Annotated in this window: 18 protein-coding genes; 14 read left to right on the top strand and 4 right to left on the bottom strand. The window is 35.5% G+C overall.

Going from position 1 to position 14,318, the window contains the following annotated elements:
* The first annotated feature begins 34 nt into the window (after positions 1-34).
* From BME96_RS10380 to BME96_RS10360, 5 genes are all read left to right on the top strand, one after another.
* A complete protein-coding gene (locus BME96_RS10380; protein ID WP_019378485.1) occupies positions 35-256 on the top strand; it encodes a YneF family protein in 222 nt (73 codons plus the stop codon).
* Between the two features lie 175 nt (positions 257-431).
* Positions 432-1,136 carry a cytochrome c biogenesis CcdA family protein gene (locus BME96_RS10375; protein ID WP_019378484.1) on the top strand — a complete coding sequence of 235 codons (705 nt, stop codon included), beginning with the start codon at positions 432-434 and terminating at the stop codon, positions 1,134-1,136.
* A 63-nt stretch (positions 1,137-1,199) separates the two neighbouring features.
* The gene (locus BME96_RS10370) at positions 1,200-1,625 is read left to right on the top strand and encodes a Na(+)/H(+) antiporter subunit B (protein ID WP_060681229.1); all 426 of its coding nucleotides are present in this window, start codon (positions 1,200-1,202) and stop codon (positions 1,623-1,625) included.
* Positions 1,626-1,642: 17 nt separating this feature from the next.
* Positions 1,643-2,029, top strand: a complete 387-nt coding sequence (locus tag BME96_RS10365; protein WP_019378482.1) for a response regulator — start codon at positions 1,643-1,645, stop codon at positions 2,027-2,029.
* 21 nt (positions 2,030-2,050) lie between these two features.
* Entirely contained in the window at positions 2,051-2,536 is a 486-nt protein-coding gene (locus tag BME96_RS10360; RefSeq protein ID WP_019378481.1) for a CcdC family protein, read from the top strand.
* 16 nt (positions 2,537-2,552) lie between these two features.
* On the opposite strand, the gene BME96_RS10355 is transcribed toward BME96_RS10360, so the two are convergent.
* Complete coding sequence (locus BME96_RS10355) at positions 2,553-3,029, bottom strand: DUF2621 family protein (protein WP_071649037.1); 477 nt, start codon at positions 3,027-3,029, stop codon at positions 2,553-2,555.
* 257 nt (positions 3,030-3,286) lie between these two features.
* Between BME96_RS10355 and BME96_RS10350 the strand changes: the two genes are divergently transcribed.
* From BME96_RS10350 to BME96_RS10320, 7 genes are all read left to right on the top strand, one after another.
* Positions 3,287-4,378, top strand: a complete 1,092-nt coding sequence (locus BME96_RS10350) for an ATP-binding protein (RefSeq protein ID WP_071649036.1) — start codon at positions 3,287-3,289, stop codon at positions 4,376-4,378.
* Between the two features lie 256 nt (positions 4,379-4,634).
* A complete protein-coding gene (gene acnA / locus BME96_RS10345; RefSeq protein WP_071649035.1) occupies positions 4,635-7,346 on the top strand; it encodes an aconitate hydratase AcnA in 2,712 nt (903 codons plus the stop codon).
* A 254-nt stretch (positions 7,347-7,600) separates the two neighbouring features.
* Positions 7,601-8,173, top strand: a complete 573-nt coding sequence (locus BME96_RS10340) for a peroxiredoxin family protein (protein WP_071649034.1) — start codon at positions 7,601-7,603, stop codon at positions 8,171-8,173.
* Positions 8,174-8,236: 63 nt separating this feature from the next.
* Positions 8,237-8,368, top strand: coding sequence for an FbpB family small basic protein (locus BME96_RS10335; RefSeq protein WP_019378476.1), 132 nt, complete (start codon positions 8,237-8,239; stop codon positions 8,366-8,368).
* A 102-nt stretch (positions 8,369-8,470) separates the two neighbouring features.
* Entirely contained in the window at positions 8,471-8,698 is a 228-nt protein-coding gene (gene tlp, locus BME96_RS10330) for a small acid-soluble spore protein Tlp (RefSeq protein ID WP_060681233.1), read from the top strand.
* Between the two features lie 223 nt (positions 8,699-8,921).
* A complete protein-coding gene (locus BME96_RS10325) occupies positions 8,922-9,344 on the top strand; it encodes an acyl-CoA thioesterase (protein WP_071649032.1) in 423 nt (140 codons plus the stop codon).
* A 2-nt stretch (positions 9,345-9,346) separates the two neighbouring features.
* The gene (locus BME96_RS10320) at positions 9,347-9,646 is read left to right on the top strand and encodes a hypothetical protein (protein ID WP_071649031.1); all 300 of its coding nucleotides are present in this window, start codon (positions 9,347-9,349) and stop codon (positions 9,644-9,646) included.
* A gap of 73 nt (positions 9,647-9,719) precedes the next feature.
* Here BME96_RS10320 and yidD read toward each other — a convergent pair whose 3' ends face one another.
* From yidD to plsY, 3 genes are all read right to left on the bottom strand, one after another.
* Positions 9,720-9,947, bottom strand: a complete 228-nt coding sequence (gene yidD / locus BME96_RS10315) for a membrane protein insertion efficiency factor YidD (protein WP_019378472.1) — start codon at positions 9,945-9,947, stop codon at positions 9,720-9,722.
* Positions 9,948-9,958: 11 nt separating this feature from the next.
* Positions 9,959-10,897: a GTP cyclohydrolase FolE2 gene (folE2, locus tag BME96_RS10310; protein ID WP_019378471.1), complete on the bottom strand. Its 939-nt coding sequence runs from the start codon at positions 10,895-10,897 to the stop codon at positions 9,959-9,961.
* Between the two features lie 84 nt (positions 10,898-10,981).
* Positions 10,982-11,563, bottom strand: a complete 582-nt coding sequence (gene plsY, locus BME96_RS10305; protein WP_019378470.1) for a glycerol-3-phosphate 1-O-acyltransferase PlsY — start codon at positions 11,561-11,563, stop codon at positions 10,982-10,984.
* A gap of 169 nt (positions 11,564-11,732) precedes the next feature.
* On the opposite strand from plsY, the gene BME96_RS10300 reads away from it, so the two are divergent.
* Both BME96_RS10300 and BME96_RS10295 read left to right on the top strand, forming a co-directional pair.
* Entirely contained in the window at positions 11,733-12,794 is a 1,062-nt protein-coding gene (locus BME96_RS10300) for an ABC transporter ATP-binding protein (RefSeq protein ID WP_071649030.1), read from the top strand.
* The gene (locus BME96_RS10295) at positions 12,791-14,317 is read left to right on the top strand and encodes an ABC transporter permease/substrate-binding protein (RefSeq protein WP_071649029.1); all 1,527 of its coding nucleotides are present in this window, start codon (positions 12,791-12,793) and stop codon (positions 14,315-14,317) included. The genes BME96_RS10300 and BME96_RS10295 overlap by 4 nt, the downstream gene beginning before the upstream one ends.
* Position 14,318 lies beyond the last annotated feature (1 nt).

Here is a 14,318-nt window from a genome sequence, read left to right as displayed (position 1 = left end):
GTATAAGAGACAACACGAAGGAGGAAAGCTTGACATGAGCACTATTTGGGTCGTATTAATTGCTATTGCAGCATTAATTGTTGGTGTTGCTCTTGGATTTTTCATTGCCAGAAAATATATGATGAGCTATTTAAAAAAGAATCCACCTATTAATGAGCAAATGCTTCGTACGTTAATGATGCAGATGGGGCAGAAACCATCACAGAAGAAAATTAATCAAATGATGCGTGCTATGAATAATCAGACAGGAAAATAAAGCACTAATTCTCTTATCCATGGTCCAAGCCCCTTGCTATGAATAGCAAGGGGTGTTTGCATTCCATGCATTTCGTTGAGAATAACCAAAAATTTTCGTTTATTTGTCAAAAACGATATACACCTTGATTTTTTTATCTGATAGACTGTAAATAAGGATCTTTAGGAGGTATACTATGGCAGAGATAAATATATTTTTAGCGTTTGGTGCAGGCTTTTTATCTTTTATATCACCATGCGTGCTGCCCTTATATCCTGCATTTCTATCTTACATAACAGGAATGAGTGTTAGCGAAATAAAAGAGGAGAATAAAAAGCTAAATAAAAAAGCTATTCTTCATACTATTTTCTTTTTAATTGGTTTTTCCAGTGTATTTATTATGATGGGATTCCTAAGCTCATACGTTTCTGATTTTTTACTTACGTATAGGAACATCATTCGGCAAGTGGGAGCTATACTAATCATTTTCTTTGGGTTAGTAATTGTCGGGATATTAAATTTTAAATTCCTAATGAAAGATAAAAAAATTACCTTTAAAAATAGACCAGCTGGTTTTGCTGGATCGTTTTTAATTGGAATGGCGTTTTCTCTTGGGTGGACTCCCTGTACAGGGCCTATTTTAGCAATTGTGCTATCACTGGCTGCAACTAATCCAGATACAGGTATGATTATGATGATCAGTTACATTCTCGGCTTTTCAATACCTTTTTTACTACTTGCTTTCTTTATCGGCAAACTAAACTGGTTCAAAAAACATAGCATGAAACTTGTGAAAATTGGTGGATATGTCATGATTTTTATGGGGGTAGCTTTGTTCTTTAACTGGATGGATAAATTAACTTCATTTTTGGCGGGTTGGTTTGGATTCTATGGTTTTTAATGGATTTTATTATAGTCGTATATTAATATAGGAAGAAGATATAGGATAAAGGAGCACGCTTACATGTATAAACCGAATGATCTTGTATTACGTACAACAACATCTTTAATCGCATTTATCTTACTCGGATTTGCTATTTATTTATTGTTGGCGGGGCATAACTCTCCAGGGGGAGGGTTTGTAGGCGGTTTGCTGACATCAGGAGCAATCCTTCTCATGTATATGGCTTACGGAATGGAAGTTGTGAAAAAAATTATTCCAATCAATTTCACATTATTGATTCCTATTGGACTGTCTTTTGCAGTCGGAACAGGTTTAGGCTCATTTATTTTTAATGTGCCATTTTTATCTCAAACATTTGGGTACTTTCACTTGCCTATTTTTGGGGAAATTGAATTGGCAACCGCTATGATCTTTGATATTGGTGTATATTTCACTGTGGTCGGAGTGATGATGACAATTATTTTAACCATTGCCAATGATCAGTAGAAGGGAGCAAAATAACAATGGGGCAAGTATTATTAGTAGATGATACTGCATTCATAAGAATGAGTTTAACTTCTATATTAACGGAGGCAGGTCACGAGGTAGTAGGAGAAGCTAATGATGGGCTAGAGGCAATTCAACAGTATAAGAAGCTGATGCCCGATCTTGTTATCATGGACATCACTATGCCGGTTATGAACGGCATAGAATCCTTGAAAGAAATAATTACATTTGACTCTGACGCTCAGATTATTATGTGTTCAGCAATGAATCAACAAAAAGTGGTAGTAGAAGCAATTGAATCCGGCGCAAAAGACTTTTTAGTTAAACCCTTTAATGAAAATTGCGTTCTAGAGACATTGAACAGAGTTCTACATATTAATCATAACAGTTTTAAAAGTAATTAAGCCTCAAGAGAGAGTGATTTGATGTTTTGGTTAGTGGCAAGTACAATAGTAGCAGCGTTTATGGCTGTCACAATGATTTTTGTAAGACTAAAAGCCGCAAAGCAACCGGCTAGTGTTAAAAAAATTATACTGCCACCTATTTTTATGAGTACAGGTGCACTAATGTTTGTAGTTCCAGAGTTTCGAGTTACTTTTTCAGAGTTTGCAGAAGCAATCATAGTTGGTATTATCTGCTCCATATTCTTAATAAAAACATCTAACTTTGAAATTCGTAAAAACGCCATATACTTAGTCCCATCAAAAGCATTTGTTTTTATATTAGTTGGACTGTTGTTATTTCGTATCATATTTAAGCTAGCAATAGGAAGTACAATTTCTCTTGGGCAGACGAGTGGCATGTTTTATCTGCTAGCATTTGGGATGATTGTCACTTGGAGGCTGGCTATGTTAATAAAATTTATGAAATTAGAAAAGAAAATGAACGCTTCAGCAAAAAAGAGCGTCTAACCAATGGTTAGACGCTCTAATTTTTTTTATATCGCTTATCCCAATCTGCTGAATAATCGTTTTGAGATTGGCTAAAGAATTGTTCGTATGGTTTAACATCTATATTTTTCTGTTCTAATTTATTGCGTAAAAACTTATGGTCACGCTTTGGAGTGGCTAGTATATATCCTTGAATTAATACATCTTGATTAATTCTATTCATATTTTTAGTGAGCGCAACTTCTCCAATTTTACTAGCTATTTTGTGTCTGGCTACATCTCTAAATAATTCGGGCACGGGTGAAACTAATTCTTCAAGCAACTTTTTTTCATTCTCTTCCCACATATGTTTAGACTTATCCATGTAGTATTCTTCCCAATCCATGATTGATTTGCCATCTTCTTTAGGTAGTCGCTTAAGAAACTTACGAAACATAAAAAAGCCGCCAATTCCCATTAGACCAATCATTATAAATCCCCAAGCTATAATTAAGTAATCAAAAATCACAGACATAATTTCACCCTTATTCTAATTATTATACGTTATTTTCACAAAATTCAATTGATTACCACAAAAAGTAAATTTTATTTTTTTTAGTACTTATAGTATATTACTAATAATTGACAAGTTATAATTAGTAATGGTCTATTTATATTATAATAGTAAAAAGTTTAACAGACAAGAGACATACATAAGTGAAAGATATCATATAGTTAAGAGCGTATAGGGTTAAAATGTTTAGAAGTGACACTATTGAAGGGGGTATATAGATGAGACCAGATAATGACGGGGCTGTGAATCAAGAGGATAGTTACCTTCATAATGAAATTTTTCCTGAATTATCATCATTAACGCCAGCTATGTTGTCCTGGGTGGATAAAAATAGTTATGATATTATCCTGGTTCTTAATAAGGATGGTAGATTCATTTTCTTATCAGAATCAATAGAGAGAATATTAGGATTTTCTGTTGAAAAGATGATAGGGGAAAAATGGTATGAAAAAACGTCAGCTGCAGATGCCTTATTTATTAAAAAAAATTTTAATCATGCTGATCCTGCCCAGGTTTTCTCAATTAATGTGTTAAATGACAAGGGAATCTATATTATGTTTGAGTGTACAATAGAAAAATTAGTAGATAAAGACGAAGTTTATTTTATATCTACTCTCAAAGATGTAACAGATAAGAAAGAATCAGAAGAAATGATGATTAGATCCGAAAAAATGTCAATTGCAGGACAATTGGCTGCTGGAATTGCTCATGAAATTAGAAATCCACTTACCTCCTTAAAAGGATTTTTGCAATTGTTACAAGCAGGACTAACTAGTAAAGAAGAATATTATCAAATTATGCTTGAAGAAATCGAAAAAATGGAATCTATAACCTCTGAACTATTATTTATTTCTAAGCCTTTAACGGATAATAAAAAAACAGAAGCTATTAATGAAATGATTGAAGATGTAGTAATGCTTATGAAGCCTCAAGCAAAATTGAAGGATATACAATTAGGTTTCGAAAGTGAAGAAACTGCATTTATATATTGTGATCGATCACAAATTAAACAAGTTATATTGAACTTAGTTAAAAACGGAATTGAGGCGATGGACCAACCCGGAACAATTGTTATCAGATTGGAAGCAAATCACGAATCCGTAATTATTCGTGTCATTGATGAAGGTGGAGATATACCATCTGATCTTATAAATAAAATCGGAGAGCCGTTTTTTACAACGAAACAGTCAGGTACTGGTCTTGGCTTGATGATTTCAAAGCAAATATTGGCACAGCATAATGCAATTTTGGATATCACACAAAACAAAGATAGAGGAAGTACGTTTCATATTATATTTCCGGTAAAGTAATTGCAATTTTATTTATAACTATTTATTTTATAAGTCCTGTTTTCATATAAGTATTTGTTATCACTTTACATAAGATTTTAATATATATTGACAGAGTCTATACCATTGTTTTATTTTAATGTTTCATATAAGATAGAAAAAGAAGGCTTTATCTATACTAGAATAAAAGAATTGTAGAAAAAGCTCAATGTTTGAAATGTAGTTAGGTTATACACGATATATAACTTGCTACAAAAGAAAGAAAGGGGTTTGCATTATGGGAGCGAATAATACGTTTCATGCAAAAAAACAGTTTGAGTTAAATGGGAAAACGTATAACTATTATCACTTAAAAGCATTAGAAGAAGCTGGATTAGGTAAAGTTTCACGCTTACCTTTTTCCATTCGTGTACTTTTAGAGTCACTTGTACGCCAACATGATGGGCATCAAATTAAAGATGAACATGTACAAAGGCTGTCTAAATGGGGTACAGACGAAGGAAAAGGTGTTGATGTACCTTTTAAACCTTCAAGGGTAATTCTGCAGGACTTTACAGGAGTTCCAGCTGTAGTTGATTTGGCATCCTTAAGAAAAGCAATGGTCGATATGGGTGGCGAACCTGACAAAATAAATCCGGAAGTACCTGTAGATTTGGTAATTGACCATTCCGTGCAAGTTGATCAATATGGTACACCAAATGCATTGAAAGCGAACATGGACTTAGAATTTGAGAGAAACGCAGAGCGTTATGAATTCTTAAACTGGGCCCAAAAAGCATTTGAAAACTATCGTGCGGTTCCACCAGCAACAGGTATTGTGCACCAGGTTAACCTGGAGTATATTGCTAACGTGGTACACGGATTAGAAAATGAAAATGGAGAATATGATGCTTTCCCTGACACACTAGTAGGTACTGATTCCCACACAACTATGATTAATGGACTAGGTGTTCTTGGTTGGGGTGTTGGCGGTATCGAAGCAGAAGCAGGCATGCTTGGTCAGCCATCATATTTCCCAGCTCCGGAAGTTATTGGAGTTAAATTTACTGGGAGCTTCCCAAATGGTACGACAGCAACTGACTTAGCATTGAAGGTTACTCAAGTCCTACGTGAGAAAAATGTTGTTGGTAAGTTCGTTGAATACTTTGGACCTGGATTAAAAGATATGCCACTTGCTGACCGTGCTACTATTTCCAACATGGCACCAGAGTATGGAGCTACTTGTGGTTTCTTCCCGGTGGATGAAGAGTCGTTAAACTATTTACGCCTAACCGGTCGTGACAAAGAGCAAATTGATTTAGTAGAACAATATTGTAAGGCAAATGACTTGTGGTATTCTGCAGATCAGGAAGATCCGGAATATACGGAGTTAGTTGAGATTAATCTATCTGAATTGGAACCTAATCTCTCCGGTCCAAAACGTCCGCAAGATTTGATTGCTTTATCTAATATGAAGAAAGAGTTCAACAAAGCAATTACTGCTCCAGAAGGTAACCAAGGGTTTGGTATGGATAAATCTGAATTTGATAAAGAGGTAACTGTGGAACATCCAAACGGAAGTACTTCCGTAATGAAAACAGGAGCTCTAGCAATTGCAGCTATCACTTCTTGTACAAACACTTCCAACCCGTACGTTATGCTTGGAGCTGGATTGCTAGCTAAAAAAGCAGTAGAAAAAGGCTTACAGGTACCAGACTATGTAAAAACATCTTTAGCACCTGGTTCAAAGGTTGTTACACGTTACCTTGAGGATTCTGGACTAATGCCTTTCCTTGACCAACTTGGCTTTAACTTAGTAGGGTATGGGTGTACTACGTGTATTGGTAACTCTGGACCATTACGTGAAGAAATTGAACAGGCAATTATGAAAAGTGACCTTACTGTTTCTTCTGTTTTATCTGGTAACCGAAACTTTGAAGGGCGTATCCATCCACTTGTAAAAGCTAATTACCTTGCATCTCCACCACTAGTAGTTGCATACGCATTAGCTGGGACAGTCGATGTCGACCTTTCTAAAGAGCCACTTGGCAAAGATAAAGATGGAAATGCAGTTTATATGAATGATATCTGGCCAACAATGGAAGAGATCAAGGATCAAGTAGAAAAGGTTGTAACACCTGAAATATTCCGAAAAGAATATGAGAATGTTTTCCAATCTAATGAAAAATGGAATGAGATCAATACAACTGATGAGCCTTTATTTGAGTGGGATGCGGATTCTACTTACATTCAGAACCCACCATTCTTTGAAGGGCTTGGCAAAAATGCAGGTACGGTTCAACCATTGACCAACTTAAGAGCTATTGGGAAGTTTGGTGACTCTGTAACAACTGACCATATTTCACCTGCTGGAGCAATTGCCAAAGATATGCCTGCAGGAAAATATCTTCAAGATAAAGGAGTTTCTCCAAGAAACTTTAACTCCTATGGGTCACGCCGAGGTAACCATGAAGTTATGATGCGTGGTACGTTCGCTAATATTCGTATCCGTAACCTTCTAGCTCCAGGTACAGAGGGCGGATATACAACATATTGGCCAACAGAAGATGTTATGCCAATATACGATGCTGCCATGAAGTATCAACAGGATGGAACAGGCTTGATTGTAATTGGTGGAAAAGATTATGGCATGGGATCATCTCGTGACTGGGCAGCAAAAGGTACTAACTTGTTAGGTATTAAAACTGTTATTGCTGAAAGCTTTGAACGTATTCATCGTTCCAACCTTGTAATGATGGGAGTTCTGCCTTTACAGTTTGCAAAAGGCGACAGTGCTGATAAGTTAGGCTTAACTGGAAAAGAGAGCTTTACAGTTGAAGTTAATGAAGATGTAAAACCACATGACCTAGTAAAAGTTACTGCTGTGAGTGAAGATGGTAAAACAACTACATTTGATGCAGTTGCTCGATTTGATAGTGACGTAGAGATCGATTATTACCGCCATGGTGGCATCTTACAAATGGTTTTACGTAACAAACTTGAAGTTTAATTTATAACGATAAATCCCTTCTACCATACCTTATGGAAGAAGGGATTTATTTAATTGCGTTCTAAATATATATTAGATTATTTATTGAATCGTAAGAGAGATAAATCTTCCAGCATTTCCAATAGATCTTTTTTATAAAGAAAGCAATTAACATACTGTCTAATGAACTTTTTTAGAACAATTGGTTTTATACTTTACAAAAAACTTTAATCGGTCTACCATTTACATTATATAATGTGTAAGGAGCTTATAACATGTTAAAAAAATGGTTAGGAACAGCATTGCTTTTTGTCTTAATTGGTATTGTAGTCTTTAATATACTTCAGGAAAATAAAGACGGATCGACAGGTGATATAAAAGAATCAAAGGGCGGAATGATTGCACCTCCTGAGAGCGCAGGACTTGAACCTGGTCAAATGGCCCCAAATTTCGAACTAGAAACTTTGGGAGGAAAAAAGCTTAAATTATCCGACTTACGTGGTGAAAAGGTTATTTTGAATTTTTGGGCAACCTGGTGTCCACCTTGTCGTGAAGAAATGCCAGAAATGCAAAAAATCCACGAAGACTTTGGAGATAAGATTAACATTATTGCGGTTAATTTAACTGGATCCGAAACCAAGGAATCAGATGTTAAGGAATTTATCGATAAGTACAATTATACATATCCGATTTTACTTGATAAAAATTCTCAGGTAGGCGAAACATATAAAGCCTTTACAGTCCCTACTACTTATTTTATTGGTACAGATGGTAAAATTCAGAAAGAGAGAAAAGTAGGGCCAATGTCTTATGAATTTATGCAAGAAACATTAGAGTCTTTAGAGTAAGATGTTATATATTTTCTAAGAAGTGGCAATACTTTTATTTAAAAGGAGTGAATTGCCATTTCTTTGAAACGAAAAGTAACTTTTGAAGAACTTTTAGCCGAGAATCGACAACATATTCTAAAGGACAAGATGCTCATGGAACAATTGGAGCGTAAATGGGAACAAAGAATGCATAAAACCGTATACAAAAAGTAAGAAAGAGAAAACTCTTCCGTTAGAAAATGGAAGGGTTTTTTATGTATAAGCATTTTCCATAAACAAATAATAACTTTAGTTAAATCGAAAGGAGAATATACATTGTCTAAAGACTACAAACCAAAACCAGATGACCGAAGTGATAACGTGGAAAAATTACAAAGCATGGTGCAAGACACAATTGAAAATATAGAGGAAGCGCATGAGACAATGAAATTTAGCTCTGGAGAAGAGAAACAAAAAATTCAGGAAAAAAATAAGCGTCGTGAACAATCGATTAAAGGAATGAGAGCAGAGATTAAGGACGAATACAACTATAATAATGATTAATGTATAAAGAGGCTGTGACAAAAAAATTTTTATACATTGAATATCCGAACCGATTCGTACTATTAATGAATCGTGGTTCGGATTTCTTTTTTTCGGAGTGGACTTCCACACTATAGAGCAACAATTTTTTTATTTTATCTTTCCTTCTTTCCTAGTTAAGTAAAAAGCGATTTAATAGAAAATATGTTACGATAAGCAATGTATTAATATGAGGGGGATCAGAATGCTAAAAGTAAGAACACCTGTTGAGGTAAGATACCAGGAAACAGACCAAATGGGCGTCGTTTATCATGCAAACTATTTAGTTTGGTTTGAGATTGGCAGAACTAAATATATTGAAGAGCTAGGTTTTAAATATGCTGATATGGAGAAGTATAATGTAGTCTCACCGGTAACGGATGCAAAAATAAAGTTTATTAAACCCATTCGGTACGGAGAGCAAGCCATGGTAGAAACATGGCTTGAAAAATATACAGGAATACGAACTGTGTATGGTTATAGAATTTACGATGGTGATGGAGTAGTTTCAGTAGAAGGAACTACAGAGCACGTAATAGTTAATAAAGAGAATTTCCGTCCATTATCTTTAAAAAAAACCTTTCCCGATTGGCATGAAGCATATCAAAAACAGTTAAAGGGAGAATGAAAATGGCTTTCGGTGTGAAAAAAAACGAATTATTGGCATGGAAAAGAGAAGTTTCTAATGGAAAAATAGCTATTTTAACTCACTATTGGATGGATAAGCGTTTTCCAGGCTGCTTCACCGTTACAAAGGTTGGTTGCCGGGACGTCGAAAAACTGATTTTATGGGGGAGAGAATACTGTTTACTACCTGAATGGATACATATGGATAAAAACTATCCACATTATGATTTATTTGGTGAAAAACAGAAAGAAGTTTTAACAAAAGAAGGGCAAAGGGAGCAATTAAATAGATTTCACCTTTGATAGGTATTCTAGCATCAGGTAAAAGAGCTAAACAAGGAGTATATTCCATTTGTTTAGCTCTTTTAAATGAAGTTTATTTATTTTTCTTTTTTTCTGGTACAAGGTCTACGCCACCTGAGTGAAATGGATGACATTTACTAATCCTCTTTATTGTTAAAAAAAGTCCTTTCCATGTGCCAAATCGCTGAAAAGCTTCTAAGCTGTATGCTGAGCAGGAAGGATAAAAGCGACATGATGCTGGTGTGAAAGGGCTGATGGCTGACCGATAAAATTTTACTAATCCTATAAATAAAAATTTCATTTCATTCAACCTCACGATGGAAAAGTCATGTTGTTTTTATCATAAGTTATTGATGCGATGGCATCATGCATATGAATAGATTCTTCATTACGACACTGGACTTTAAATTTAGTTACCAGATCCATTTCGTATAGATCAGCAGCTACTAAACGAACCATATCCTCTACAAAGCGAGGATTCTCATATGCTTGTTCTGTAACCATTTTTTCATCTGGACGCTTAAGAACAGGGTGCAGTCTGGAACTAGCATTACTTTCAGCGGCCTCAAGCAACATTTGCTTCCAATCATCGACATTAACAGCCTCCAACTCGTCCAGTTCAACGTCAATGGAAACCTCTCCACGCTGGTTATGTGCACTATATTCACTTATCTCTTTAGAACATGGGCAAAGTGTAGTCACAAATACGGATAGAGATGCACCTAACGAAAATCCAGTATGTTGATCATAGGTCACCCGCATGGCCACATTAGCATGATTCATTCCTGCAAGCTCAGTTTGGGGGCCTTTTCGTTCATAAAACCAAGGAAACTCCATTTCTATGGTGGCATCGGATTGCTCCAGGCGTTCTGTCAGTTCTTTCACAAACTGCTTTAGTGTAGAGAATTCTGCTGTAAAACCCTTCTCATGGTAATAAGCCAGCTGTTCAGTAAAGCGGCTCATATTAGTTCCTTTACTCGTGTTTTTTAGGCTGGAAGTGAATTGAATTTCCCCTACACTAGTTTGTACATGTGGTTCAAGCTTACTGTATATTGTAACAGGATGCTTCACATTGGCTACACCAACAGCATCCAGATCAAATAAAAAGTCTTTTTTTGTGTTCTGTAAATCTGCCATTTCACTTTTTTCGACTGGTTTTGTTTTTAGGACAGGAGTCACAGAACCAAATAATTTATGGCGTTCTTTTTTGTTTGGTAATTTTCTTGACGGGAATGTCTTTGTGTTGCCCATAACATGGTCCCCTTTCTCTGTGTAGATAGTCAAAGTATACTGTACGTAAAGGTTTTATTCAATTTTTTAGTTTGAATGCTTTCATTACATCCAAGTGATTTTTGGTTCTGTTTTATCTTTAATTCGTTTAATGTTCGCTTTATGACGGTAAAATACAAAAATAGTTAAGATAGAGGTTACAATAATAAGACCAATATCTTTAAATAATGAGGAAACAATAATTGTAACAATTCCTGTTATCATAGATGATAAAGAGACATATTTTGATATATATAGTGTTATCAAAAAGGTTGCAATCATAATAGCAAACAGTAAAGGATTAATTCCTAAAATAATCCCTGCTGACGTAGCAACGGCCTTTCCCCCTTTAAACCGTGCGAAAATAGGATAGGTATGTCCCAAAACTGCGAATAAGCCAATGATTAAGCGATACACATCTGCGTCTGCTAACAGTGGCAGCAATGTGGCAGCAGTCCCTTTTAGAATATCGGACAAGGTAACTATTATACCGGCTTTCATTCCCAACACACGGAATGTATTCGTAGCTCCTAGATTTCCACTTCCATGTTGGCGGATATCAATATTATATCCTAATTTTCCTACCACTAGTGCGGAAGGGATAGAACCTAAAAGATATGCAATAATTGCAAATAATATGTATTCCATTGTAATTCCCACTTTCTTGAGTATTGTCCAAGGGTATAGTATATATTTTAGCATGAAGATGGGTTAGAAAGTACTATAAATTCCACGAAAATATTTGAAAGGTTTTACATCAAAGAAAAAGGGTATGTGAATAAATAGAAAAAGTAACCCTAAAGAAGGGAAGAAGATTATGATTGAGTTTAAAAAAGTGAATAAAACTTATTCAGATGGAACAGAAGCAGTAAAAGATTTTTCATTACATATTGAAGAAGGAGAAATAGTAACTCTTATCGGGCCAAGTGGTTGTGGCAAAACAACTACGATGAAAATGGTCAATCGTTTAATTGAACCTACTTTAGGAGACATATACATAAATAATAAAAATATTAAAAAGTATAACATCCACGAGTTACGATGGAATATAGGTTACGTTTTGCAACAGATTGCCTTGTTTCCTCACATGACGATAGGAGAAAATATCTCTGTGGTGCCTGAGATGAAAAAATGGAAACGCAAGGATGTTGATAAGAGAGCTGATGAACTTTTGCAAATGGTTGGTTTAGATCCTTCCACTTTCAAAAAGCGAATGCCTCAGGAACTTTCCGGAGGGCAGCAACAACGAATAGGCGTTATTAGGGCACTTGCAGCAGATCCAGACATTATTTTAATGGACGAACCATTTAGTGCGCTTGATCCGATAAGCAGGGAACAGTTACAAGATGATATTCGCAAATTACAAAAGGAAATTAAAAAAACAATTCTGTTTGTTACTCATGATATTGATGAAGCGATGGCTTTAGGAGATAAAGTTTGTTTAATGAAGGGCGGAGAAATTGTTCAAGTAGACACTCCTCAGAACCTCATTCTTTACCCGGCTACTGACTTTGTAAAAGATTTTATTGGGGAGCGCAAATCTCCTTGGCAAACAGCTGTTGATGTAATAGCTGTTCCGGATGATGAGGTCGTACTCTCTCAGGAACTATATAAAAAAGGAGAATATGATGAACAGAAAATTTATTTTGTTATAGAGGAAAATGGTACTTATTTAGGTACCCTTCAGTACGGAAAACTAATCGACGGGGAAACTTTGGATAATAACATTCCTTTATACAAGGCCACAGAAGCTCTTCAATCAAAAGAAAAGCTTCCTGTGCTAAATGGCAATAAGTTGGTTGGTGTATTAAGCTATAAGTTGATTGTCAATTATTTAAAAAGTAAAACCAAAGTAGAAAACGGAGTGATTCACTCATGAATGAATTCATTTCCGTATTTCAAAGTAGACAAGATATGCTTATAGAAACAATTTGGGAGCATTTGCAAATTTCTCTGCTATCATTGGTTATCGCCATAATTATTGCAGTCCCCCTTGGAATTATTCTGACAAGGTATAGAAAAGTTGCCGAGCCTATTATTGGTGTATCGGCTATTATGCAAACAATACCGAGTCTCGCTGTACTGGCATTTCTGATTCCTTTTTTCGGAATAGGTACCACACCTGCAATTATAGCATTGACAGCATATGGGCTATTGCCTATTCTAAGGAACACGTATACTGGTATTAATGAAGTAGATGCGGCTTTAACTGAAGCTGCCACGGGAATGGGTATGAATTCATTCAAACGGCTTACGAAAGTTGAACTCCCTATAGCTATGCCTGTCATTATGGCCGGTATTAGAACGTCTATGGTTCTGATTGTTGGAACTACAACAATCGCTGCTTTAATCGGGGCAGGTGGCCTGGGAGAACTTATTTTGTTGGGTATTGACCGCGGAGCAGATGTTAACTTAATATTGTTAGGCGCCATTCCTGCTGCATTGCTTGCAATTGCGCTCGATTTCATTTTAAGAGGGTTTGAACATGTTTCAAAAAAAGCAGGCTTTAAAGCATTTATTGCCATGCTCATAATAGCAGTTATTGTTGTAACCACTCCTTTCTTTTTAGATAGTACTAAAAAAGCAGATATTGTAATTGGTGGTAAATTAGGCTCTGAACCTGCTATATTAATTAATATGTACAAGCATTTGATTGAGGAAGAATCTGACTTATCTGTGAAGCTTGAGCCTGGTCTTGGTAAAACCGCATTTGTTTTTACAGCTTTAAAGAACGGGAGTATAGATATTTATCCTGAATTTACCGGGACGGCTATTGTTACACATATGGAATCAGAGGCAAATAGTAATGATCCCAAAGAAGTGTATCAACAAGCAAAAGAAGGAATGGGCCAACAATATGATATGGCTTTTCTGCAACCAATGAAATTTAATAACACATATGCTGTAGCTACGACTAAAGAATTAGCAGATAAATACAATTTGAAAGAAATAGGAGACCTAAAGCAAATTGAAGACCAAATCACAGCCGGATTTACACTTGAGTTTAAAGATAGATACGACGGTTATGTCGGAATGCAAGACGTGTACAATCTGGATATTGCACAAGTGAAAACGATGGAGCCTGGTATTAGACAAGATGCGCTTGCAAACGGTAATGTGGATATTATCGATGCTTATGCCACAGATAGTTATATGATAGAATTAGACTTAGTAACTCTAAAAGATCCTAAGAATCTCTTTCCTCCATATCAAGGTGCTCCATTAATGAGAAATGAGACACTTGATAAATATCCTGAATTAAAAGAAATATTAAATCAACTTGCTGGTAAGATCAGTGATGAAGAGATGAGAGAGATGAATTACAAAGTAGATTATGACGATCAATCTCCTAGTAAGGTAGCTAAAGACTTCTTAATAAACAAAAATCTGCTTGATAATTAGA

This window comes from Virgibacillus halodenitrificans (genome assembly GCF_001878675.1).
GTDB lineage: Bacteria > Bacillota > Bacilli > Bacillales > Amphibacillaceae > Virgibacillus_Q > Virgibacillus_Q halodenitrificans.
The sequence above is the reverse complement of the archived record's forward strand: the minus strand, read 5'-3'. Positions and strand labels throughout refer to the sequence as shown.

Bases quoted from the DNA above. Each gene is read 5' to 3' on its own strand.
- yidD (WP_019378472.1), bottom strand. From the start codon at position 9,947: ATGAAATTTTTATTTATAGGATTAGTAAAATTTTATCGGTCAGCCATC.
- BME96_RS10380 (WP_019378485.1), top strand. From the start codon at position 35: ATGAGCACTATTTGGGTCGTATTAATTGCTATTGCAGCATTAATTGTT.
- BME96_RS10360 (WP_019378481.1), top strand. From the start codon at position 2,051: ATGTTTTGGTTAGTGGCAAGTACAATAGTAGCAGCGTTTATGGCTGTC.
- BME96_RS10325 (WP_071649032.1), top strand. From the start codon at position 8,922: ATGCTAAAAGTAAGAACACCTGTTGAGGTAAGATACCAGGAAACAGAC.
- BME96_RS10375 (WP_019378484.1), top strand. From the start codon at position 432: ATGGCAGAGATAAATATATTTTTAGCGTTTGGTGCAGGCTTTTTATCT.
- BME96_RS10320 (WP_071649031.1), top strand. From the start codon at position 9,347: ATGGCTTTCGGTGTGAAAAAAAACGAATTATTGGCATGGAAAAGAGAA.
- acnA (WP_071649035.1), top strand. From the start codon at position 4,635: ATGGGAGCGAATAATACGTTTCATGCAAAAAAACAGTTTGAGTTAAAT.
- plsY (WP_019378470.1), bottom strand. From the start codon at position 11,563: ATGGAATACATATTATTTGCAATTATTGCATATCTTTTAGGTTCTATC.
- BME96_RS10370 (WP_060681229.1), top strand. From the start codon at position 1,200: ATGTATAAACCGAATGATCTTGTATTACGTACAACAACATCTTTAATC.
- BME96_RS10340 (WP_071649034.1), top strand. From the start codon at position 7,601: ATGTTAAAAAAATGGTTAGGAACAGCATTGCTTTTTGTCTTAATTGGT.
- BME96_RS10355 (WP_071649037.1), bottom strand. From the start codon at position 3,029: ATGTCTGTGATTTTTGATTACTTAATTATAGCTTGGGGATTTATAATG.
- BME96_RS10295 (WP_071649029.1), top strand. From the start codon at position 12,791: ATGAATGAATTCATTTCCGTATTTCAAAGTAGACAAGATATGCTTATA.
- BME96_RS10300 (WP_071649030.1), top strand. From the start codon at position 11,733: ATGATTGAGTTTAAAAAAGTGAATAAAACTTATTCAGATGGAACAGAA.
- folE2 (WP_019378471.1), bottom strand. From the start codon at position 10,897: ATGGGCAACACAAAGACATTCCCGTCAAGAAAATTACCAAACAAAAAA.
- BME96_RS10350 (WP_071649036.1), top strand. From the start codon at position 3,287: ATGAGACCAGATAATGACGGGGCTGTGAATCAAGAGGATAGTTACCTT.
- BME96_RS10365 (WP_019378482.1), top strand. From the start codon at position 1,643: ATGGGGCAAGTATTATTAGTAGATGATACTGCATTCATAAGAATGAGT.